Here is a 21,392-nt window from a genome sequence, read left to right as displayed (position 1 = left end):
GCCTAACCGAGAACCGGCCGGTGGAGAAATAGGGTGTGGGTGTGTGGCGCCTCGATAGAAAACCAGAAGATGACGACTTCGCGTCGGATTACTCCGACGCGCCGTCTGCCGACTCGCGTCTCGCGACCTCCCCGGACTCGGTGAGCCTGGGAGACCCGGCGCTGGTCGCCGGGAACATCGCCGAACCCACCTGGCAACGCTGGCGTGACGAACTCGCCGCCGTCGGCGGCCACTCGCCGCTGCTGCACTTCGGTGACAGCCCGCGCTCCCGCATCGAGCTGTCCGCCACCCACCCCGGCGGTCTGCCGCAGTTCATCACCGGCAAGACCACCCTGCTCTCCAACCTCATCCGCGACGAGCTGGCGCTACGCAACGCCCGCCTGGCCGCCAACGAGATCACCCAGAAGGGCATCGAGCTGCGGTCGATGCGGGGCATCGAATCGGTGCACCTCGCGATCGGGCTGGCCCAGTGGCGCTACGGCGACGTGGACTTCACCGCACCGGTGCTGCTGCGCCCCCTGGCCATCCGCCGCTACGGTCGAGACTTCGAGCTCAAGCTCAAGGGAGCACCGTTCCTCAACCCCGAACTGGCGCGGGCGTTGCACGACCAGTTCCAGATCACCCTCGACGCCGACGCGTTCGTGGCGCTCGCCGTGACCAACGGAGCGTTCAAACCGCAACCGGTGATCGACCGGCTGCGGGGCCTCACCTCGCACCTGCCCTGGTTCAACGTGGTGCCCCGCCTGGTGGCGTCGTCCTTCGCCGACGTCGGCCGGGCCATGGCCACCGACGCGCAGAAGCTCACCCATCCGGTGCTCGACGCCGTCGCCGGCAACCCCACCGCCAAGCGCGCCATCGAAATGGCCTACAACCCGGTGCTGCCGATCGCTCAAGACGTGCGCCCGCCCGGCACCGACACGCTGCTGCTGGATGCCGACGCCGAGCAGGAGAACGTCGTCGCCCAGATCAGCGCCGGCAACTCCCTCGTCGTGAAGACCCTGCCCGGCACCGGTGGCACCCAGACCATCGTCAACGCCATCGGCTCGCTCATCGCCCAGCACAAGCGTGTACTCGTGGTCAGCGCCCGCCGCTCCAGCCTCGACGGCATCGCCCACCGCCTCGTGCAGGTGGGTCTGCCCGGCGTCGCCGTCACCCCGCGCACGCTGCGCCGCGACCTGATCCAGTCGATCACCCGCAACGAGAAAAGCACCCAGCCGCGCGTCGGCGACGTCGACGACGCCCTCGTGCGTCTGCGCAAGGTGCTGCTGGACTACAGGTCGGCGCTCACCCGTAAGGATGCCGCGCTCGGCGTGTCGGTGCTCGACGCCCTCGGTGAGCTCGCCAGGCTTGCCCAGCTGCCGGCACCGCCGTCGACGACCGCCCGGCTCGACAGGGTCGCCCTGGAGCGTCTCGCCCACGACCGGGCCAGCGCCGCCGCGATCCTGATCAAGGCCGCCGTCCTCGGCCAGTTCCGCTACGGCCCCGGCGACTCGCCCTGGTACGGAGCCTCCTTCACTTCCACCGCCGACGCCGGCGCATCCCACGAGCTGGCCAAGCGGCTGAGCAAGACCGACCTGCCCCGGCTGCTGGAACGCGCCGGACACCTCATCGGCCAGACCCGGTTGCGCCCGTTCGAGACCGTGCACGAGCTGGGCATCTACCTGCGCCTGCTGCTGGACATCCGCGAGACGCTGGACAAGTTCCAGCCCGCCGTGTTCGACCGCTCCCTCACCGAACTGATCGCCGCCACCTCCGCCCGCCGCGACTCACCCGAGATGACCAGCGCCAACCGGCGCCGGCTGCGCAAGCTCGCCGACGAGTACCTGCGACCGGGCGTGCACGTGAGTGACATGAACGAGAGCCTGCGGCGCATCCAGCAGCAGCGCACCCTGTGGCAGCGCTACGCCGCCGCCGGCGTGACCCCGGAGGTGCCGGTCGGTATCAACGACGTGCACGTCGCCTATCAGCGCGTCGCGGAGGACCTCGGCAAGCTCGACGTGCCGCTGGGCAACACCGGGACCCCGCGTCAGCTGGTCTCGCGGCCGCTGCGTGAACTCGTCTCCACGATGACCGGACTGGCCGCCGAGAGTGAGGTGCTCGCCAACCTGCACGAGCGCACCGCCCTGCTCGCCACCCTGCGCGAGCACAACCTCGACCCGCTGATGACCGACCTGTCCCAGCGCCACGTGTCCGAGAAGGATGTCGCCGCCGAGCTCGAACTCGCCTGGTGGCAGTCCGTGCTCGAGGTGATGTTGGGCGGCGACAAGGCCCTGCTCAACGCCAACACCCAGGTGCTCGACAGGCTCGAAGCCGACTTCAAGCTCGTCGACGAGGCGCACGCCTCCACCACCGGGCAGATCCTGGCCTGGCTGCTCGCCGAGACCTGGAAGATCGGTGTGGTCGACTGGCCCGACGAAGCCGACCAGCTGCGCCGGCTGCTGCGCGCCGACCGCGCCACCCCGGCCCGCATCAACGAGGTCTCCCCGCACCTGGGCCGGGTGCTCGCCCCGGTCTGGCTGGCCTCGCCGTACGAGGTCGCCGCACTCGACGACAGAATGACCTTCGACGCCGTGCTCCTCGTCGACGCCGGCGCCACCACCCTCGCCGAGAACGTCGGCGCCATCCGCCGCGCCAAGCAGGTCGTGGCCTTCGGCGACCCGGTCACCCAGACGCCGTCCGGCTTCGAGACCGGCATCGTCGAACCCTCCGATGTGCCGAGCCCGCAGGAGACCAACGTCGACGCCCTGCACGCCGACTCCGCGCTGGCCCGGCTGGGTGAACTGCTGCCCACCCTCACCCTGACCCGCAGTTACCGGGCCGGCGGCGAGGACCTCGCCGAACTGGTCAACCACCGCTTCTACGGCGGCCGCATCGACTCGCTGCCCTGGGCGGGCAGCTTCCTCGGCCACGGCAGCCTCACCCTCAACTACGTCAAGGGCGGCCACGGCATGCCCGACGTCGACAGCGGCGCGGTGGAGAGCGTTGACGCCGAGGTGGCGAAGGTCGTCGACCTGGTCATGGACCATGCCGTCAAGCGGCCCCGCGAATCCCTCATGGTCATCACCGCCAGCGCCCGCCACGCCGTGCGGGTGCACCAGGCCGTGCTGGCGGCGTTCTCCAAGCGCACCGACCTGAGCGACTTCATCCTCAAGGACCGTGCCGAACCGTTCACGGTGCTCACGCTCGAGCAGGCCGTGGCGCAGAGCCGCGACCGGGTGATCTTCTCGATCGGCTACGGCCGCACCCCGCACGGACGGCTGCTGAGCAACTTCGGCTCGCTCGGCGAACCCGGCGGTGAACGCCTGCTCGCGATCGGCATGACCCGCGCCCGCCGGGCCATGGACATCGTCTCCTGCTTCCGACCGATCGACATCGACGCCGACCGGCAACGGCACGGCATCCTGGCCCTGTCGCAGGTGCTCACCGAGACCGAGGCCCGCCGCAACGAGGTGGCCGTGCCGGATGCCCGCGAGGCCATGCTCGTCGACCTGGGCCGCCGCCTGGAACGCAAGGGGCTCACCGTCTCCCTCGGGCACCGCGGCAAGCTGGCGCTGGCGGCCTCGCACGCCGGCCGCGCCGTGGTCGTGGAGACCGACGCCGTGGTCAACCGGGCCAGCCTGCGCGAGTCCCTGCGGCTGCGCCCCGAGGTGCTGCGCCGCCTGGGCTGGCACTACCTGCGCGTGCACAGCTTTGAACTGTTCAGCAACCCGGATGCCGTCGCCGCCCGCGTCGCCGCCCTCGCGGGCATCACGCCGACCGAAGGGTCGGACGGTCCGGCGCACCGTGCCTGACCCGGCGGCGCCCGACGGCGCCGTCGGGTCCGCGGGCGCGACAGCGCCCGAGACAGCACCCGCGGCATCCGTCGGCGACACCGGAGCTGCAGAACCGCGTCAGTCGGTGGTCAAGTCGACCGGCGCCCGCCGGGCGCGCCTGACGCCCGCGCCGGACACCGACACCAGCCCCGAGCCGCCCTCCCGCGAAGAAGGCGGGCAGACCACGGGCGACGGCTCCTCGACGAGCGCGAACGACGCCCGGCTGCGCCAGGACAAACCGCCGCACTGGTAGCCCGCCGCCGCTCCGCCCGGGTTCTCGACCGGAGTGTCCCGTCGAGACGCCGCAAAGCATCCCGTCACGAGCGCCGAAGGGGCAGTCTGCGGCAAGTCGGTGACCCGCGCATCCCCGAGATGCTGCAAAAGGCCCCTTGGAGCGCATCCAAGGGGCCATTCGCCGCAAGTCGGCGGGGTCGTGCCGTACGTGCGAAGGAGTTAGAGGGTGTGCTTGGCGGCCGCGGCGGCCGCGCTGGAGGACACCGTCTGGGCCCCGGTCGATGCGGCGAGCAGGTCGCGGATCTCGGTGAGCAGGTCGAGGTCGGTGACGGGGTTCTTCTTCGGGTCCAGCGGCACTCCGGCCTGACGGCGACGTGCCTGGTTCTCCTTGAGCTTGTTGAGCGGCATCACGAACGCGAAGTACACCACGGCCGCGACCAGGAGGAACTGGATCAACGCCGCGAGAACCAGGCCGAAGGACAGCTCGGCATCGCCCAGCGGAACCGTCAGGGAGTTCTTCAGGGTGTCCGCGTTGAAGATCGCGGCGATCAGCGGGTTGAAGATCCCCGTGACGATCGCGTTGACCAGGCCGGTGAAGGCGGCACCGATCACGACGGCTACGGCCAGTTCGATGACGTTGCCGCGCATGATGAATTCTTTGAAACCGTTGATCATGGCTGGGATCTTTCTGGTGCGGTACTGCGAGGAATTGAGGAGAGGGGTCAGGACGCCTTCGGCGCCGCCGTGGGCGTCGAGCCGGACGAGGAGCCCGAGCCGCTCGAGGACGACCCGCTGGTCGACGCGGCCGGGGTGCTGCTCTTCTCGGCCGGCTTGGCCGAGGACGATTCAGACGAGGAGTCCGTCTTCTTGGCGCCCTTCTCGGCGGAGAGCGACGACTTACCGCCGGACTCGGCGCGCGAGTCGTTGCGGTAGAAGCCGGAGCCTGTGAAGCTCACGCCGATCGACGAGTAGACCTTGCGCAGCTTGCCGCCGCAGGCGGGGCACTCCGTGAGCGTGTTGTCGGTGAACGCCTGCTGGATGTCGAAGGCGGTGTCGCACTCGGTGCAACGGTATGAATAGGTAGGCACTGCGTCTTTTCGGTTCGGGTGTGCGGAGCTGACCGGCAGGTGCCGGAAGGGGAAAGTCTAGAAGACGACGATGCGAGTGGGAGTGACGAGGCCGTTCACCGGCTGGTCGTGCACCTCCCGGGGAACATCGTCGACATATTCATTGTCGTAGACCACGGCGTACACCGGCGGGCATTTCTCCATCGACCCGAGGGTCTTGTCGAAGTAGCCGCGGCCCCACCCCATCCGCAGACCGGTCTTGTCGATGGCCGCCGCGGGCACGATGATCAGGTCAACGTCGTTGATCGCGATCGGGCCGAGCAGCTCGCCCTGGGGTTCCGGGGCACCCGAGAGGCCCTGCACCTCGGTCTCCTCCTCGCCGACGGTCCAGTCGAGCAGGCCGTCGTCCCGCGACACCGGGAACAGCACCCGGATGCCGCTGGCTTCGGCCCAGTTGACGAACGGGCGGGTGTTCGGCTCGGTGGGGCTGGAGAGATAGCAGGTGATCGACCGGGCGGACAGGTCGGTGACGATGCTCTGCAGGTTCTCGGTGAACCCCGCGGTGGCGGCTTCGCGCTCGGCTGCGGGCATGTTGTGGCGGCGCTCCCGGAGGTCTGCGCGGAGCGCCCGCTTGCGGTGCTCGATGTCAGAATCCATACAAGTCATCCTAGGTGCGTAACCAATACAGGTTGCCGCTAACCTAATGCCATGGTTACTCACATTACAAAGGCCGTTATTCCCGCTGCCGGTATGGGAACCCGGTTTCTGCCGGCAACCAAGGCGATGCCCAAGGAAATGCTGCCGGTCGTCGACAAGCCTGCCATCCAGTATGTGGTGGAAGAGGCCGTGGCCGCCGGCCTGACCGATGTGCTCATGATCACCGGCCGCAACAAGAACGCTCTGGAGAACCATTTCGACCGGGTCACCGAGCTCGAGGCGGTGCTCATCCAGAAGGGTGACCGCGACCGCCTGGCCAAGGTGAACGAGTCCACCGACCTCGCCGACATGCACTACGTGCGCCAGGGTGACCCGCTGGGCCTCGGCCACGCGGTGCTCCGCGCCAAGATGCACGTGGGCCGCGAACCGTTCGCCGTGCTGCTCGGTGACGACATCATCGACGCTCGCGACCCGCTGCTGGACAAGATGCTTTCCGAGCAGGTCACCCGCAACACCAGCGTCGTGGCCCTGCTCGAGGTCGACCCGTCGCAGATCCACCTGTACGGTGCGGCCGCGATTGAGAAGACCGACGATCCCGACGTGGTGCGCATCACCGGTCTGGTCGAGAAGCCGGCAGCAGAGGATGCCCCGTCGAACCTGGCCATCATCGGCCGGTACGTGCTGCGCCCCGAGGTCTTCGACGTGCTCGAGCACACCAAGCCGGGCAAGGGCAACGAGATCCAGCTCACCGACGCCTTGCAGGAGATGGCCGTCAACCCCGAGACCACCGGCGGCGTCTACGGCGTCATCTTCCGCGGCCGCCGCTACGACACCGGCGACCGGCTCGACTACATCAAGGCGATCATCCAGCTGGCCGTCGACCGCGACGACCTCGGCGTGGAACTGCGCCCCTGGCTCAAGGAGTTCACCTCCACTCTCGAGTAGCGTGCAGGTTGATCAGGTCGGCACCGGACTAAGATTCGGTCATCATCGGGCTTCGGCCCCCAAGTAGACGGGTTCATCGTGCCGACCGCGATTCCTACGCTCCGTGAGGGGGCCGTGACCCTGCGCCCGATCCGGTTACGTGACGCCAGGGCCCTCGAGCGTGAGCTGATGGAGAACCGGTCCTGGCTGCGCACCTGGGAGGCCACCAGCCCGTACGCGCCGATGTCCTTCGACACCCGGGCCAGCATTCGCAGCCTGCTCGCGCACTCACGCACCGGCAGCGGATTGCCGTTCCTGGTCGAGTACAACGGCGAACTGGCCGGCCAGCTGAACGTGTCGTCGATCACCTGGGGGTCGCTCTCCAGCGCGTCGATCGGCTACTGGGTCGGCGAGAAGTTCGCGGGCCGGTCGATCACCCCGATCGCGGTGGCCCTGGCCACCGACTATTGCTTCAGCCAACTCGGCCTGCACCGGATGGAGATCTGCATCCGGCCGGAGAACGCGCCGTCGTTGAGGGTCGTCGAGAAGCTCGGCTTCCGGTACGAGGGTCTGCGCCGCCGGTTCATCCACATCAACGGCGCCTGGCGCGACCACTTCGCGTTCGGCATGGTGGCCGAGGAGGTGCGCGGTGGCGTGCTGCGCCGCTGGCAGGACGGCCTGGTGCCGCCGGGTCTGGCGTCCGTGAACGAGTTCGACACGGCCGCCGCCGCGCATCCACTAGAGGTGGCCGACAAGTGACACACCCCCCGGTAATCAGGCACGGAAGGCCCCGCGACTCATACGTTAGGGAGCATGAGTAGCGAAGTCCTGGGTGGGGGAGTGATGGTGGCCGTTGCCGCCGCGCTCTGGGTGACGTATCTCATGCCGACATGGGCGAGACGCCGGCAATATCTCGCCACCGAACGCAATGCCGTGCGTCTGCAGCAGACCCTGCGGATCCTCGCCGAGACGTCGGAAATTCCCCAGGAGGTACGCGTGGAAACCAACGCACGCGGAGTGTCCGCTCAACGCAAACTCCTCGCCCAGGCCGAGGAAGACGCCCGGATTGCCTCGAAGGCCGCCGGCGATGCCGCCACGGCCGCCCGGCGCGCCGCGGTACTGCGCGCCGCCGCCGCCCGACCCAAAGCGCTCACCCCGGCCGGCAAGGCCAAACGCCTGCGCACCATGCGTGCCCTCTCCACCCTGCTGCTGCTCATCGGCCTGGTGTTCACCGTGGTGGGCGCCACCATGCTCTCAGCGGGCGTGTGGACGCTCCTGGCCGGCGGCCTGGTCGCCGTAGCGACCGCCGTCGCCACCCTCGGCCGGCTCGCCACCGTCAGCCGCTCCGCCCGCGCCCCGCGCGCTGCAGCGGATGCCGACGCCGCTGCCGCCGGCCGTCGCGCGCCCGCCGGCGCCCGCGGCCAGCGTTTCGAGCCCGTGCATTTCGTCGACGAGGCCCCCGTCGTCCAGCCCAGCCCGTGGACCCCGCGGCCGCTGCCCAAGCCCCTGCACCTGTCGCCGGGCTCGATCGCCCAGGCCGCGATGGCGTCGGTGGATGCCGCCGCCCAACTGCGCCAGGCCGCCGCCGAAGCCGAACTGCAGCGTCGCGCGCTGGCCATGGCCGAGGCCATCGCCCCGTCCGAGGTCACCCCGATCACCCGCCCGGTGGTGGCCCGTGGCAGCGCCCCCGCCGCCAAGACCGCCCCGCAGGCGGCGCCGAGCCGGTTCGCCAAGATGGGCATCATCGGTGACACCGAACCCGGCATGACCGACCTTGACGCGGTGCTCCGCCGCCGCCGCGCCGTCGGCTGACGGTTCGAAGGCGCCGCACTCGCGTGATATTGTAAATACGCAGTCTGGGGCTATGGCGCAGTTGGTAGCGCGTCTCGTTCGCAATGAGAAGGTCAGGAGTTCGAATCTCCTTAGCTCCACCACTGAAACAGAAGGACCGCGGCCCCCGGGCTGCGGTCCTTCTGTGTTGGTGTCAGCATCCGCGGCAGTGTGCCGCGCCGTTAGAATTGGGCACTGCCGGGACCGGCCGAGCCGCAGGGGCCCGGCGGTTCCTGTGTCTGAGACGACCGGAGACGACCATGACAGCCCAGCAGGACCAGCCGGCGGCCCAGCCGCCCGCAGCCGTCGTTGAAGGCGACTTCGAGCTGGCCCGGGACGGCCGCACCGGCCCGCTGGGCGAGATGCTCGACGCCGGCGTGCCCCTCGACCTGGTCAACGGTCGAGGCGACAGCCTGCTGATCGTGGCCGCGTACGGGCAACACGGTGAGACTGTGCGGGAGCTGCTGCGACGCGGCGCCGACACCGCCGTGGTGAACACAATGGGACAGACGGCACTGGCCTGCGCCGTGTTCCGGGGCAACGAGCCGATTCTGCTCGACCTGCTGCAGGCCGGCGCCGACCCGGATCTCGGCAGCCATTCGGGCATCCAGATCGCCGACCAGTTCGCACTGCCGCGGATGCGCGCGGTCATCGAAGCGCACACCGGCGCCTGACTCGGCCACCACGCTCCCGCAACTCAACGCGCCCCTCGCCCGGGGAGCCGCCGCCGCCGCTGTCGGTCGTCGTTGCTACCGTGACGGTCAACGACACGAGAGCGGAAGCCGGGCAACGGGATGAATGAGGAAGCGACACCGGCGGGAACCACCGTGCGGTTCCACTGCGGGCACGGCGCGGATGCGGCCGAGGCGCGCGTCACCCTGCAGCGGCAGTGCCCGCTGTGCATGCTGCTCGCGGAGACCCGGCGCTCCCGGGACCAGCTGCTGCACCGGGTGGCCCCGAACGGACGGGCCGCCCTGGCGCGGGAAACCCGCATCGGGGCAAGCTACGAGTGGATCTGCAGCCGCGGGCACTCCCGGTACCAGGCCAGCGTGCGGGAGACCCTGACCGGCCCTGGCTGCCCCAAGTGCGCCCGGAATGCGCGGGCCCCGGCAGCCCGGTACGAGGGCGGCGTGCCGTTCATGAAGCCCGGGCTGAAGACGCGCACGTCGCAGGCGGAACAGAAGCTGCGGATGCTGCTGGGTGAGCGCATCGCTCTGCCGCACCGGGTGAACGCGATTCGGATCAACCGCACCTTCTACGGCAAGCCGGAGGTGTGGCCGGACATCATCATCCCCGCCGTCAAGGTCGCGATCGAGTACGACTCACCCGGCCGCGACAAGACCGCGCACCGCGGCCTCAAAGTGGTCTCCGACCGGGAGAAGGACGCGGCTCTGGAGGAGGTGGGCTGGGCGGTGATCCGAGTGCGTGCCGACGGCCTGGAGTCGCTCGGCCCGCACAGCATCGTCACGGCGGGGGTGACAGCGGCACTCGTCGACGAGATCCTCGTGATGCTCGCCCTGATCCGTGGCGAGGGCGCGGTGGCTGCGCTGCAGAACCAGGGACCGGGAGGCTAGCCCGAGCCGGTCTGGGTCGACCAGTACGTGTTCAGTGCCTTCAGGAGACGGATGGTCTCCGGCGTCTCATCGGACCTCGTCTGCTCGAAACGATCCGACCCGGCAGCGGCTGTCACCGTGAAGAGCTCGGGCTGATCGAAGACCTCGATCGGGGTACTCGAGGTCTTCCAGAGGCCACCGGCAATGACCGCGTCCACGATCTGCCGCCCGGCTTCCTCGTCGTAGTTCACGGGTCCGAACCCCAGGATACCGCCGCTCCCAGCACTGACCGAGATTTTGTCGTCTTCGGCTCGCGTGGCGTTGGCGGCGAACATCGCTTCCGCTGTACTGATCTGAGCGTCCACCGTGCCGTCACCGTTGAGGTACACGGATGCCCAGTCGTGGCCGACCCGGATCTCCTCGATGAAACCGGGTCGGGGTTCGGCATCGATCGTTGCCACTATCGAGCGGAACAGCGCGGGGTCGGAGACGCCGACCAGGATGACGTTGTCCGCCACCGAGTAGGAGGCCACGCCGGCCGTGGCGTCGAATAGGGCGAACAGCGGATCCAACTGAGGGGTGTCGGCGGTGACGGAGTATGGCGAGCCGTCCTCGGTCTCGACGCTGAACTCGATCGCGGAGTACCGGGGATCGGAGGCCAGCTGCTGGATCCGGGCGACCATCGCGTCCATGCTCGTGTCGTCGGTGACCAGCACCTGCAGTTTCGTGCACAGTCCCAGTCGGATCGAGGTGATAAGGGGATCCGGCAGGAGCCTGTCGAATTCGGCGAGCAGCGCAGCCGAGTTGTCGCACTGCTCTGATCCCTCGTCGATCATGAAATAGGACGTGTCAGCGTCATCCCCGGCATCGGCGCGGAGGGTGAGCGGACGATCCGGGGTGCCCGCGTACTCCTCGAACAGCGTCGTGACGTCGGCCTTCGATCCGTACAGGGTGGCGAACGACCGATTGACGTAGGCGGTGGACACCCGGTCGTCGTCGAATGCGGTCAGGGCCAGGTCCACCAGGTGGGACGTCTGGCGGAATCGCGGATGGTCCCCTCGACCTCCGGATCACACATCGCGGAGCATCCGGTCAGGGAGATGTCCGAGGACTCGATGATCTGGCTTTTGCTGAGCCATCTCTCGGCAGCGTTGCCCGGGATGGAGCATCCGGTGAGGCCAACGGCTGCTAGCGCCACCAGGGCGACCATGGTTGTGAGTGTGGTGCGATTTCGAGTGCGGATGGAGCCCCCTTGTTCATGCGCGCGAGTCAACGGTATCGCCAGCGATCGCAGTCCGCTGACACCCTTATGGGAAGTCAACCGAGTGGTTAGAGTGGCCGGAGAAGAGGCTCACGGTCGAGCGGGGGCGGCACGTGGGCACCCGGATCAAAGGAGCCCATTCGTGCTGCACACCGACATACCCACCCGAGACGACGTCGACACCCTCGCAACGGTGCGCAAACATCCGTGCGTCTCGATCTACCTCAGCACCAGCCCGCTGCCCCAGGAGTCCGAAAAGGCCAGGATGGAGCTGAAAAACCGGCTGACGGAGGCCGTGCAACAGCTGCGCGATGCCGGCACCGACAAGGGACCCATCGAGGAACTGCAGGAAACCCTCGACGACCTCATCCAGGACTCGGATTTCTGGCGGTCACTGTCGTACAGCCTGGCGATCTTCGCCACCCCGGACAGCGTGCGGACCTTCCGGCTGCCAAACCGGCTCGGCGGGGCGCTGGAGGTCTCGGACCGGTTCTACGTCAAGCCGCTGCTACGCGCGGTCACGTTCCCGCAGGCCGCTTTTGTGCTCGCCCTCGCGCAGAACTCCGTGCGGTTGCTGGAGATCAGCGCGGAAAGCCCGGTCTACGCGGTTTCGGTGCCCGGGCTGCCCAGCGACGTCGCCGACGCGGTCGGCTTGCCCTCGATCAACGGCCGCACTCAGGACAGCCACATCATGGGCGGCCGCATCCAGGGCGCCGAAGGGCAGAAGGTGCGGATGCGCCAATACGCGCGGGCGATCGACCGGGCGCTGCGGCCGGTGCTCAGCGGCGTGGACCTGCCATTGATCCTCGCCGCCGCCGAACCCCTGGCCGGCATCTACCGCTCGGTGAACAGCTACCCCAACCTCACCGAGGCGATCATCCCCGGCAACCCCGAAGAGACCCCGGACGAGGAGCTGGGGCGGGCGGCGCGCGGCATCCTGGACGACCTCTACGCGGCGGAGCTGGACGGACTCAAGGACCGCATGGCCCGCCGGGCCGCGCACGGCCGGGCCGTCACCGACCTCAGCGACGTGGCGCGAGCCGCTACCTACGGCGCGGTCGACACTCTGTTCGTGGACATCGACCAGAGCGTGCCGGGGCTGGTCGACGAGGAAACCGGGGCGGTCACCCTGAGCGCGGAGGACGACGCCATCACCTACGGTGTCGTCGACGAGATCCTGCGGCGGGCGCTGCTGTCGGGGGCGGAGATCTTCGCGGTGCGGGCTGATGACATGCCCGGCGGCGGTGCTGTCGCCGCGGGGGTGCGTTTCATGGTCTGACGCACACGAAACCGGTGCCGCCTGCAGGCAGGCGACACCGGTGAGGTTCGTGCGCCGGGCGCGTTGCGCCCGGCCGGAGACGAATTAGCGCTTGCGGGCTTTTTCGGTCTCAGCGGACTTGAGCTGCTTGTCGGCGCGCTTTTCCTTCAGGGACTTGCCGGCGACCTTCTTGGTCGCATCCTTCTTGGGTGATTTGTCAGCCATGTGTACTCCTTCGACCTGAACCTGGGCGGCACGGATGATCTGACCCTACGCGGGTTCGGCACAAAGGGCATCTTGAGACGAGGGCGTGCCTGAACGCCGCCCCCGACGCGGCCCGATTGGGGGCCCCTGCGGGGCCTGTGCCTTTGGAGGGTGTCGACGTAGGCTGTCTGCGATGAGGCTCCTCGTCGCTGGGACGAGAAGTCGTACGGAGAGCCGGGAGATCATGAGCGCACAGGAAACGTACAAAGCAGTGCTATTCGGTCCGAACGTGATCGGGTCCGGCACCGAGATTGAACTGCATTTCGCCAACGGGGAATACCAGGACGTGGTGGTGCTCGAAGCCGTCGAAAACGGCCAGACAATCACCCGCACCTACCGCAAGGGCCGGGAGACCGAGGAACCCATCCCGTACCGATTCGTCGACGAAGACGTGTCTGATGAGACCGCGGTGGGGGATGTGCCCAACTAGCCGGTCGGACCGGCACACCGGGAGCAGCGCGGGAAGCGCTGCCGCCGGTGTGCCGGGCTAGATGCGGGCGCCCGGCTTGGAGCTGCGGCTCAGCCGCACGGGCAGTGCCATCAGCGGACCCACGAAACGACGTTGCAGGCTGCGGCCGGGGCCCCACACGTACTGCACGATCAGCTGAGCCAGGATGGCGCTGGCCGCCAGGGCTACCGCGATCGCACCGGCGGTGAGCAGGTTGAGCAGCCCGTTGATATCGCCGTCGGCCATCTGCAGCAGCCCGCGGAACAACGCCAGGCCAGGCACCAGGGGAACCAGGGCGCAGACGACGATCACCAGGGGAGGGGTGCGCACGAGGCGTGCCCCGACGGCCGCCAGGAGCCCGGCACCCATCGCCGCCGCGCCGGAGGACCAGACCAGGCCGAACCCGGCATTGCTGGCGGCCAGGTAAACCGCCTCGGCCACGGCGCCGAGCAGGCAGACGACCCAGAACGCCCGCCACGGCACCTGGGTACCCAGGGCGAAGCCCGCCACGATGACCACCGCGGCGACCAACTGGATTGCCACGACACCCAGGGAGGCGGGCACATCCGCGCTGATCCCCAGGTCGAGGCCGAACCGGGCCAGGACCAGCGAGGAGCCGGCCACACCGGCGACCAGACCACCGGTGATGAGGAGGGCCTCGATGAGCCGCGCCGTGCCGGTGAGGTAGAACCCCGACAGGGTGTCGTGCACCGCGCCGAAGGTGGTCACGCCGGCCAGGAGCATGATGATGGTGGCGACCACGACGAGGGACGGACTGGCGCCGGGATCGATCAGGGGCACGATTGCGGCGAAGATCGGACCGATGGCCCCGCCGACGACGGTTTGGTAGAACAACGGCACCCGCCGTTTGTCGAGCGCGGTGGTGAGGAAGTCGATCACGAATCCGGCGACGAACGCGGCAATGATCACGACCGGGCTGCCACCGAAGAGCGCGGCGGCGCCGGCGCCGACGAGACTCCAGCCGATCCGGCGGTACAGCAGCGTCACCTGCGGCTTCGACGAGACGATCGTGGCCAGGCGTTTGCGGGCCTCCGGAACATCCGTGGGCTCTTCGATCAGGTCGGCGATGAGCTCCGACGTGGCGGTGAGCTTGGCGTAGTTGAGGGTGCGGTACTTGACGTCCCGGCTGCGGGAGATGGATTCGTGGGTGGACTGGTCTTCGTGGGTGAGCGTGATGATCGTGTGGGTGATGTTCGCCTCGGTGCCGCGCAGCCCGTACGCGCGAGTCAGCGCGAGCATGGCCGCCGTGGCGTCTTCCGCTCCGGCGCCGGACGCGAAGATCACCTCGGCCAGCCGCATGGTGAGGTCAAGCACCGACCGGGTGTACGCGGCGATGTCGATGACCGGGACCGCGACGGTGGAGGTGCTCGGCGCATCCTCGTAGGCGCGCACGGCGGCGATGCCCGTGGCATCGGCGCGCAGGATCGGGATGCTGGTGGTGACCGGGCGCGGGGTGGTGGGGTGCGGCGCCCGGTAGGGCTGCTTGGGGATGGGTGCGGTCGTCGCGGCGACGGGCACCGGTTTGGTGTTCGTGGGGAGAGAGGAGGGGGGCACGGCAGTCAACTGGACAACTTCAACACTTCGAGGATCGGTGATGCGGGGAGGGAATGTGCGCGGCTGCTCAGTCATCGAGCGGGCCGAGCCAGGCGGTGGCGACGGTGGCGTGGGCGGAATCAGCGGTCGAGGGGTGGAACAGCCCGGCCAGCACGTCGCGGTACAGCCGGCCGAGTTCGTCGCCGGTGAAGTAGCTGGCGCCGCCGTTCACCCGCAGCATCAGGTCCACGACCTCCTTGGCGCTCTCCACACTGCGGTGCTTGAGGCCGGCGAGCCTGGCGAACCAGAACGGGCCGTGGTCGACGAGGGTGTCGACGTCGCGGGCCAGCGTCTGAATCTGGGGGTATACGCCATCCAGCAGCAGGGCCGCCTCGGCGATACGGCGACGGATGTCCGGATCCTGCGCGAGAGGTCGACCGTTGTTCTTGGCCGAGCGGCGCCGTTTCACTGCCGCAACCCCGAGTTCCAGCGCCCGCTGGGCGATGCCGGTGTACACGCTCGAGAGCAGAATCTCGAAGGTGGCGAAGATACCGAAAATCAGCGGGTCGTTGACCGGTCCGGGCGGGAGGGTGCGCACCACCCGGTCGGCAGGGGCGGAAGCCCCGTCCAGCAGGGTGGTCTGGCTCTGGCTGCCGCGCATGCCGAGGGTGTCCCAGTCGTCCTTCCGGGTGATGCCGGGGTCGGCGCGGTCGAGGAACGCCCACACGATCAGCGGCCGGGCCGGATCGGAGCTGTCCAGGCCTATGGTGCCCAGCTGGGTCCAGACCGGGGAGAGGGAGGTGAAGATTTTGGTGCCGGTGAACCTGTAGCCACCGCCTTGCTGCGGTGCGGCATCCGTCGACGAGCCGAACAGCACCAGGTCGTTGCCGGGTTCGCTGACCCCGAAGCCGAAGATCGCGCCCTGCGCGGCCTCGATGAGGACGAACTCGAGGGCGGTGTCGCCCCTGTCGTGCATGGCCTTGGCGACACCGGTCCAGACCAGGTGCATGTTCACCGCGAGGGCGGTGGCCGGGGCGTGCGCGGCCAGCCGGGACTGCTCGGCAGCCAGCTGCGGCAGGGTGAGGCCCAGGCCGCCGAAGCGGGTGGGCACCAGGGCACGCAGGTAGCCGGCGGCGGCGAGTTCGGCGACGTCGTCGAACGGGAAGGTGTTGGCGGCGTCGTGCGCTGCGGCACGGGAGCGGATGCGGCCGAGTAGGGCGTCGTCGAGCACCGCGCCGGAGGCGGGGGAGGTCGGTGCGGGGCGGGAAGATTCGGTCACACCTGCAAGCCTACGTAGCCTTTTCCTTTCGCGTGGCCAGACGCACGATGAGAAAGACGATCCCGCCGGCCACCGCCAGGATGGCGAGCCAGGGCAGGGCGAATCCGACGCCGACGAGGAGGGCGCCGAGCGCCGTCACCAGGGTGTTCCAGCCGGCCACGACGCCGGTCCAGAAATTATCGGGGGCGCCGGGGGCGACGGTGCCGGTGGAGTACAGCTCGAGGCCGATGGTGGAGTACTCGATCTGGTCGGTGAGGTAGTCGCGCTGGGACTGCATGCCCTCCAGCTCGGCCTGGCGGGATGAGAGTTCGCTCTCGATGGCGATCAGGTCGGTGGTGGTCGTCGCCTGCGACATGAGGGCCAGCAGCCTGTCGACGGAGGTGCGCAGCGCCGTGATCCGGGCGTCCAGATCCTGGCTCTGTTGAGTGACGTCGGAGGAATTCAGGGACACGTAGTTCACGGTGCCGAGGGCCCGGAGCGCGTCGAGGGTGCGGTCGAGGTCGCCGACGGGGATGCGCAGCGACAGGTTTGCGCTGGCGGACTGGTTCTCCGTTTCGGGGGTTTCGGTGCGGCTGTCGACGCGGCCGCCGGCCTCTTCGACGATCATCGCGGCGTTCTCGGCCGACCGGATCGGGTCGGCCACGGTGAGTGACACCGATCCCGTCGTGATCACCGAGCGATCGGCGGTGGTGGCCTCGCCCGCGGCATCCTCCACGACATCCCCTGCGACGACCTCGCCCGGCGCGGGCAGTTGGCCGGGCACGGTGCCGGAATCCATCGACTCGGAGCGGTAGCCGGAGTCGCTGGCACTCTGCGAACCGAGGGAGGTGCAGCCGGCCAGGAGCAGCCCGATGATGGCCAGGCCGCCGGTCACGCCGACCCATGTTCTCAGGCGGCGGGGCCGCCGTGCCTGGACGCCCTGCGCCACACCCTGGGTCTCCGTGCTGTTGCTCATGGGCCAACTGTAGGGTCGGGCCGTATCCGCTATCTGGATGGTTTCTGGGAGTCGGATCACAATCGAGTCTCGACCTTGGGCCGCGTCGTACGCTCGAAGTGGCGCCGGTTTCTGCGGCGCCGTTGTACGAAAAGACTGTTCAGTTCTCGCTCTAGGAGGAACCATGGGATTCGCAGACGACGCCAAAGACGCCCTCGCGGCCACCGGCCAGAAGATCGGACGCGCGGCGGAAGACACCAAGGAGCGCGTCTCAGACAAGCTCGACGAAGCCAAGGCCGACGCCGAGGTGAAGAAGGCCGAGGCCGAGGTCAAGCACGCCGAGGCCGAGCGGGACTCCACCAAGGCCAAGAACGACTACAAGGAAGGCCTGCGCTAGCCGCGGCCGCCGGGGGCGGCGCCGTGGCCGCGGGCCGCGGACGCTGGGCGGCGCTGACGGATGCGCTCCGTCGGCGCCGCGCTCCGCACCTGTTCATCCAGACGGACACCGGCAGCGGACCCGTCGTGATCCTGGTGCACGGCATCGCGTCCACCGCGGTGACCTTCCGCAAAGTCGTGCCGATGCTGGCCCCCGGGCACCGGGTCATCGCCGTGGACATCCTCGGCCACGGCGCCTCGCCGGCGCCCCCGGACTGCGAGTACACCCTCGACGACCATGTCGCGGCGCTCGCCGCGACCATCCGGGCGCTGAACCTGCGGGAGCCCTTCGTGCTGGTCGGGCATTCGCTCGGCAGCTTGATCGCCACCCGGTACGCCGCCGAGCACCGCTGGTACACCCGACCAGGCCTGCGGGTCTCCCGCCTGGTGCTCGTCGGGCCGCCGATTTATCTCTCGCCCGCCGACATCGGCGACCCGTGGGTGCGCGCCAGGGTCACCGCGTACCTCCGGGCCTACGAGTTCCTGCGGTCGAACAAGGACTTCACCCTCGCCAACGCGGCGGTGCTCGGCCGGCTGCTGCCCAAGGGCATCCTGGAACTCACCGAGGACACCTGGACCCCGTTCGTGAAGTCGCTGGAGCAATGCATCGAATCGCAGACCATGGTGAGCGACATCGCCGGCCTGCGCATCCCCGTCGACCTGATCTACGGAGCGCTGGACGCCTTCGTGGCGCCGGGCAGCCTGCGGGTGGTGGAGCGGATGCGGCACGTCACCACCCACCGCGTGGAGGCCAACGATCACATCGTGCGCCGCCGCATCGCGAAGGTGCTGGTGAGGGTGATCGACGGTTTCGGTGCACCCGCGGCGGAACCGGCAGCAACCAGAGTGACGCGCTGACCTGCGGCCTCCCGGCAACGCCGAAGCGCGTGGTTAGGCTTGACATATGGATACACGAACACTGGGCAGAACCGGCCGTACCGTCTCCGTCATCGGACTGGGCACCTGGCAGCTGGGTGCCGACTGGGGCGACGTCACCGAGGCCGACGCCACCGCCGTGCTCGCCGCCTCCGTTGAGGCCGGCGTCACCTTCTTCGACACCGCGGACGTCTATGGCGACGGGCGGAGCGAGCAGATCATCGGGCACTTCCTCGAGCACGGCGCCCCCGGCGTTGACATCACCGTGGCCACCAAGATGGGCCGTCGGGCCGAGCAGCTGCCGGAGAACTACGTGCTCGCGAACTTCCGCGAGTGGACCGAGCGGTCCCGCCGAAACCTCGGCACCGAGACCCTCGACCTGGTGCAGCTGCACTGCCCGCCGAGCGCGGTCGTCGAATCCGGCGAGGTTTACGACGCACTGGACACCCTCGTCGACGAGGGCGTGATCGCCAACTACGGCGTGAGCGTGGAAACCTGCGAGCAGGCGCTCGCAGCCATCGCCCGGCCCGGCATCGCCACCGTGCAGATCATCCTCAACGCGTTCAGGCTCAAGCCTCTCGACGAGGTTGTGCCGGCCGCCCGCGCCGCCGGGGTGGGCATCATCGCCCGGGTGCCGCTGGCCAGCGGGCTGCTCACCGGCAAGTACACCCGGGAGACCACCTTCGCCGAGAACGACCACCGCAATTACAACCGCGACGGCAGCGCATTCGACGTGGGCGAGACCTTCTCCGGCGTCGACTACGAGACCGGCCTGATCGCCGCGACCGAGTTCGCCGCGCTGGTGCCGGAGGGCCTCACGCCCGCTCAGGCCGCGCTGGCCTGGGTGGCGCAGATCGACGGGGTGTCCTCGGTGATCCCCGGTGCCCGGTCGGTGTCGCAGGCGCAGGGCAACGCGGCCGCCGGCGCGGTGCCGCAGCTGCCCGACGAGTTCATGGTCGGCGTGCAGTCGATCTACGACCGCCTCCTGCGCGAGTCCATCCACGAGCGCTGGTAGGTCCCGTCCGCGAACTATGAGCTAAGCACCTTCCCACGCGCTGGGAGGGTGCTTTTCTCAAAGTTCGCGGGCTTAGCCGAGGTCGTCGGGGTCTTTTCCGGTGCGTTCGCCCGCGTCCAGGGCCGCGATGGCGGCGTGGTCGGCGGCATCCAGGGTGAAATCGAAGACGTCGAGGTTCTCGCGGATGCGCGACGGGGTCACCGATTTGGGGATCACCACGTCGCCGAGGTCGAGGTGCCAGCGCAGCACCACCTGCGCGGCGGACTTGCCGTGCCGGGCACCGATGGCGTCGAGGGTGTTGTTGCCGATCGCGCGACCGCGGGCCAACGGCGACCAGTCCTCGGTGAGGATGCCGTGCGCGGCGTTGTACGCGCGTACCTCGGTCTGCTGCAGCCACGGATGCAGCTCCACCTGATTGACGGCCGGCACGATGTCGGTCTCGGCCAACAACCGGTCCAGGTGGTGGGTGTGGAAGTTCGACACCCCGATCGAGCGGGCGCGACCGTCGGCCTTGATCGTCTCCAGGGCGCGGTAGGCGTCGACGTAGCGGTCCTGCCGCGGCGCCGGCCAGTGGATCAGGTACAGGTCGACGTAGTCCAGGCCGAGCTTGGCCAGGCTCTCATCGAACGCGCGTAGCGTCTCGTCGTAGCCGTGCCGGTCGTTCCAGACCTTGGTGGTGACGAAGACCTCGGCGCGGGGGAGGGCGGCGCGGGCCAGTCCCTCGCCGACGCCGCGTTCGTTCTCGTACAACGCCGCGGTGTCGACGTGCCGGTATCCCGCTTCCAATGCGATCTGCACGGTGCCCGCCGCCAAGGCATCCGGGATCTTGTAGACCCCGAGCCCGAGTTGGGGGATGGTGTGGCCGTCGTTCATCAGAAGCGTGTGGTCCATGCCTTTCATTAAACCCCGTGGCCCGCCCGGCCCGCCCCTCGCGAATTGTGAGCTGAGCCTCGAAAGTCTCGGAAACGTGGTGCTGACTCACGGCTCGCGGGCTGGCGGGGCCTAGTCTCGGGGGATGGAACCCGCACTGCACGGTAGGACGGCGCTCGTGACCGGGGTGTCGCGGCGCAAGGGCATCGGGTACGCGGTGGCGGTGCGGCTGGCCGAGCTGGGCGCCAGCGTCTTCGTGCAACACTTCGCTCCGCACGACGACGCGCAGCCCTGGGGCGGTGACGACCTCGACGCGGTGCGGGCCGGTATCCGTTCGGCGCTGACCGAGGGCGCCGTGTTCGGTGACGTGAGCGCCGACCTGGCCGAGCCGGATGCCGCGACGCTGGTCATGGGCGCGGCCGTCGGCCTCACCGGGCGGGTCGACATCCTCGTGGCCAACCACGCCCGCAGCGGCGGCGACGGCTCCATCTTCGATATGACCGCCACGATGCTCGATGGGCACTGGCAGGTCAACGCTCGCTCCACGTTGCTGCTCACCCGTGCCTTCGCCGAGCAGTTCGGCCTCACGGCCCGCCCGGATGCTGCCGGGTCGGATGCGGCCGGCCCGGTCGGTGCGGCTCAGACGCCGCGGCGTCCCGGCGAACGCGGCGATCCGGCCGCCGCCGCCATCGACGAGTTCGCCACGGGGCGGGTGATCTGGCTGACCTCAGGTCAGATCCACGGGCCGATGCCGGGCGAGGTCGCGTACGCGGCCAGCAAGGCGGTTCTGGCCGGGCTCACTCCCACCGTGGCCAGCGAGCTGCTGGTCCGCGGCATCCTGCTCAACACCGTCAATCCCGGTCCGGTGAACACCGGCTATCTCGATCCGGAGACCACCGACCGGCCGCTGGACGGCATGCTCGAGTACCTGCGCACCCTCCCGTTCGGCCGTTTCGGCGAGCCCACCGATCCCGCCCGCCTGATCGCGTGGTTGTGCACCACGGAGGCCCGCTGGCTGGTCGGCCAGGTTCTCACCAGCGACGGCGGTTTCAGCCTCGCGAACTGAGAGAAAAGCCCCAGGAACTCGAGTCTCTAGGGGCTCAAATCACAGTTCGCGAGGG

Annotated in this window: 22 protein-coding genes and 1 tRNA gene; 14 read left to right on the top strand and 9 right to left on the bottom strand. The window is 69.0% G+C overall.

Going from position 1 to position 21,392, the window contains the following annotated elements; genetic code table 11:
- The first annotated feature begins 41 nt into the window (after positions 1-41).
- Together B7495_RS13315 and B7495_RS13310 are read left to right on the top strand one after the other, a co-directional pair.
- A complete protein-coding gene (locus B7495_RS13315) occupies positions 42-3,791 on the top strand; it encodes an ATP-binding protein (protein ID WP_088458099.1) in 3,750 nt (1,249 codons plus the stop codon).
- Complete coding sequence (locus B7495_RS13310) at positions 3,784-4,065, top strand: hypothetical protein (protein WP_088457003.1); 282 nt, start codon at positions 3,784-3,786, stop codon at positions 4,063-4,065. Before B7495_RS13315 ends, B7495_RS13310 begins: the two co-directional genes overlap by 8 nt.
- A gap of 200 nt (positions 4,066-4,265) precedes the next feature.
- On the opposite strand, the gene mscL is transcribed toward B7495_RS13310, so the two are convergent.
- The 3 genes from mscL to B7495_RS13295 are packed head-to-tail and all read right to left on the bottom strand — an operon-like array spanning position 4,266 to position 5,770.
- Complete coding sequence (gene mscL / locus B7495_RS13305) at positions 4,266-4,721, bottom strand: large conductance mechanosensitive channel protein MscL (protein ID WP_088457002.1); 456 nt, start codon at positions 4,719-4,721, stop codon at positions 4,266-4,268.
- A gap of 47 nt (positions 4,722-4,768) precedes the next feature.
- The gene (locus tag B7495_RS13300) at positions 4,769-5,134 is read right to left on the bottom strand and encodes an FmdB family zinc ribbon protein (RefSeq protein ID WP_088457001.1); all 366 of its coding nucleotides are present in this window, start codon (positions 5,132-5,134) and stop codon (positions 4,769-4,771) included.
- 57 nt (positions 5,135-5,191) lie between these two features.
- Positions 5,192-5,770 carry a 5-formyltetrahydrofolate cyclo-ligase gene (locus tag B7495_RS13295; RefSeq protein WP_088457000.1) on the bottom strand — a complete coding sequence of 193 codons (579 nt, stop codon included), beginning with the start codon at positions 5,768-5,770 and terminating at the stop codon, positions 5,192-5,194.
- 51 nt (positions 5,771-5,821) lie between these two features.
- Here B7495_RS13295 and galU point away from each other — a divergent pair, with 51 nt between their 5' ends.
- From galU to B7495_RS19150, 6 genes are all read left to right on the top strand, one after another.
- Positions 5,822-6,715 carry a UTP--glucose-1-phosphate uridylyltransferase GalU gene (gene galU, locus B7495_RS13290; RefSeq protein ID WP_088456999.1) on the top strand — a complete coding sequence of 298 codons (894 nt, stop codon included), beginning with the start codon at positions 5,822-5,824 and terminating at the stop codon, positions 6,713-6,715.
- Between the two features lie 114 nt (positions 6,716-6,829).
- A complete protein-coding gene (locus tag B7495_RS13285; protein WP_370028160.1) occupies positions 6,830-7,453 on the top strand; it encodes a GNAT family N-acetyltransferase in 624 nt (207 codons plus the stop codon).
- A gap of 54 nt (positions 7,454-7,507) precedes the next feature.
- Positions 7,508-8,506 (top strand): hypothetical protein, encoded by a 999-nt coding sequence (locus B7495_RS13280; protein WP_088456997.1) that lies wholly within the window; start codon positions 7,508-7,510, stop codon positions 8,504-8,506.
- Between the two features lie 46 nt (positions 8,507-8,552).
- A tRNA-Ala gene (locus tag B7495_RS13275) sits at positions 8,553-8,628 on the top strand.
- 156 nt (positions 8,629-8,784) lie between these two features.
- The gene (locus B7495_RS13270; RefSeq protein ID WP_088456996.1) at positions 8,785-9,198 is read left to right on the top strand and encodes an ankyrin repeat domain-containing protein; all 414 of its coding nucleotides are present in this window, start codon (positions 8,785-8,787) and stop codon (positions 9,196-9,198) included.
- A gap of 120 nt (positions 9,199-9,318) precedes the next feature.
- Complete coding sequence (locus B7495_RS19150; RefSeq protein WP_088456995.1) at positions 9,319-10,098, top strand: hypothetical protein; 780 nt, start codon at positions 9,319-9,321, stop codon at positions 10,096-10,098.
- Here the strand turns inward: B7495_RS19150 and B7495_RS13255 are convergent.
- Both B7495_RS13255 and B7495_RS13250 read right to left on the bottom strand, forming a co-directional pair.
- Positions 10,095-11,099, bottom strand: coding sequence for a hypothetical protein (locus B7495_RS13255; protein ID WP_088456994.1), 1,005 nt, complete (start codon positions 11,097-11,099; stop codon positions 10,095-10,097). The genes B7495_RS19150 and B7495_RS13255 overlap by 4 nt on opposite strands.
- The gene (locus B7495_RS13250) at positions 11,084-11,287 is read right to left on the bottom strand and encodes a hypothetical protein (protein ID WP_088456993.1); all 204 of its coding nucleotides are present in this window, start codon (positions 11,285-11,287) and stop codon (positions 11,084-11,086) included. The genes B7495_RS13255 and B7495_RS13250 overlap by 16 nt, the downstream gene beginning before the upstream one ends.
- Positions 11,288-11,480: 193 nt before the next feature.
- Here B7495_RS13250 and B7495_RS13245 point away from each other — a divergent pair, with 193 nt between their 5' ends.
- Entirely contained in the window at positions 11,481-12,617 is a 1,137-nt protein-coding gene (locus tag B7495_RS13245) for a hypothetical protein (protein ID WP_088456992.1), read from the top strand.
- Between the two features lie 427 nt (positions 12,618-13,044).
- Positions 13,045-13,290 (top strand): hypothetical protein, encoded by a 246-nt coding sequence (locus B7495_RS13240; protein ID WP_088456990.1) that lies wholly within the window; start codon positions 13,045-13,047, stop codon positions 13,288-13,290.
- 57 nt (positions 13,291-13,347) lie between these two features.
- On the opposite strand, the gene B7495_RS13235 is transcribed toward B7495_RS13240, so the two are convergent.
- The 3 genes from B7495_RS13235 to B7495_RS13225 all read right to left on the bottom strand — a co-directional run bounded on the left by B7495_RS13235 (position 13,348) and on the right by B7495_RS13225 (position 17,096).
- On the bottom strand, positions 13,348-14,883 hold the full coding sequence (locus B7495_RS13235) for a threonine/serine exporter ThrE family protein (RefSeq protein WP_166788863.1): 1,536 nt from the start codon (positions 14,881-14,883) through the stop codon (positions 13,348-13,350).
- Positions 14,884-14,950: 67 nt separating this feature from the next.
- The gene (locus tag B7495_RS13230) at positions 14,951-16,141 is read right to left on the bottom strand and encodes an acyl-CoA dehydrogenase family protein (protein ID WP_088456988.1); all 1,191 of its coding nucleotides are present in this window, start codon (positions 16,139-16,141) and stop codon (positions 14,951-14,953) included.
- Positions 16,142-16,151: 10 nt separating this feature from the next.
- Positions 16,152-17,096: a DUF4349 domain-containing protein gene (locus B7495_RS13225; RefSeq protein ID WP_166788960.1), complete on the bottom strand. Its 945-nt coding sequence runs from the start codon at positions 17,094-17,096 to the stop codon at positions 16,152-16,154.
- Between the two features lie 163 nt (positions 17,097-17,259).
- On the opposite strand from B7495_RS13225, the gene B7495_RS13220 reads away from it, so the two are divergent.
- From B7495_RS13220 to B7495_RS13210, 3 genes are read left to right on the top strand one after another with little or no spacing between them, the layout of a single operon-like run.
- On the top strand, positions 17,260-17,472 hold the full coding sequence (locus tag B7495_RS13220) for a hypothetical protein (RefSeq protein ID WP_088456986.1): 213 nt from the start codon (positions 17,260-17,262) through the stop codon (positions 17,470-17,472).
- A gap of 23 nt (positions 17,473-17,495) precedes the next feature.
- Entirely contained in the window at positions 17,496-18,368 is an 873-nt protein-coding gene (locus B7495_RS13215; RefSeq protein WP_205748680.1) for an alpha/beta fold hydrolase, read from the top strand.
- A 46-nt stretch (positions 18,369-18,414) separates the two neighbouring features.
- Entirely contained in the window at positions 18,415-19,401 is a 987-nt protein-coding gene (locus B7495_RS13210) for an aldo/keto reductase (RefSeq protein ID WP_088456985.1), read from the top strand.
- 72 nt (positions 19,402-19,473) lie between these two features.
- Here B7495_RS13210 and B7495_RS13205 read toward each other — a convergent pair whose 3' ends face one another.
- Positions 19,474-20,292: an aldo/keto reductase gene (locus B7495_RS13205; protein ID WP_174776716.1), complete on the bottom strand. Its 819-nt coding sequence runs from the start codon at positions 20,290-20,292 to the stop codon at positions 19,474-19,476.
- Positions 20,293-20,416: 124 nt separating this feature from the next.
- On the opposite strand from B7495_RS13205, the gene B7495_RS13200 reads away from it, so the two are divergent.
- Entirely contained in the window at positions 20,417-21,337 is a 921-nt protein-coding gene (locus B7495_RS13200) for an SDR family oxidoreductase (protein ID WP_088456983.1), read from the top strand.
- Positions 21,338-21,392 lie beyond the last annotated feature (55 nt).

It is taken from the genome of Cryobacterium sp. LW097 (assembly GCF_002205495.2).
Lineage (GTDB): Bacteria > Actinomycetota > Actinomycetes > Actinomycetales > Microbacteriaceae > Cryobacterium > Cryobacterium zongtaii.
The sequence above is the reverse complement of the archived record's forward strand: the minus strand, read 5'-3'. Positions and strand labels throughout refer to the sequence as shown.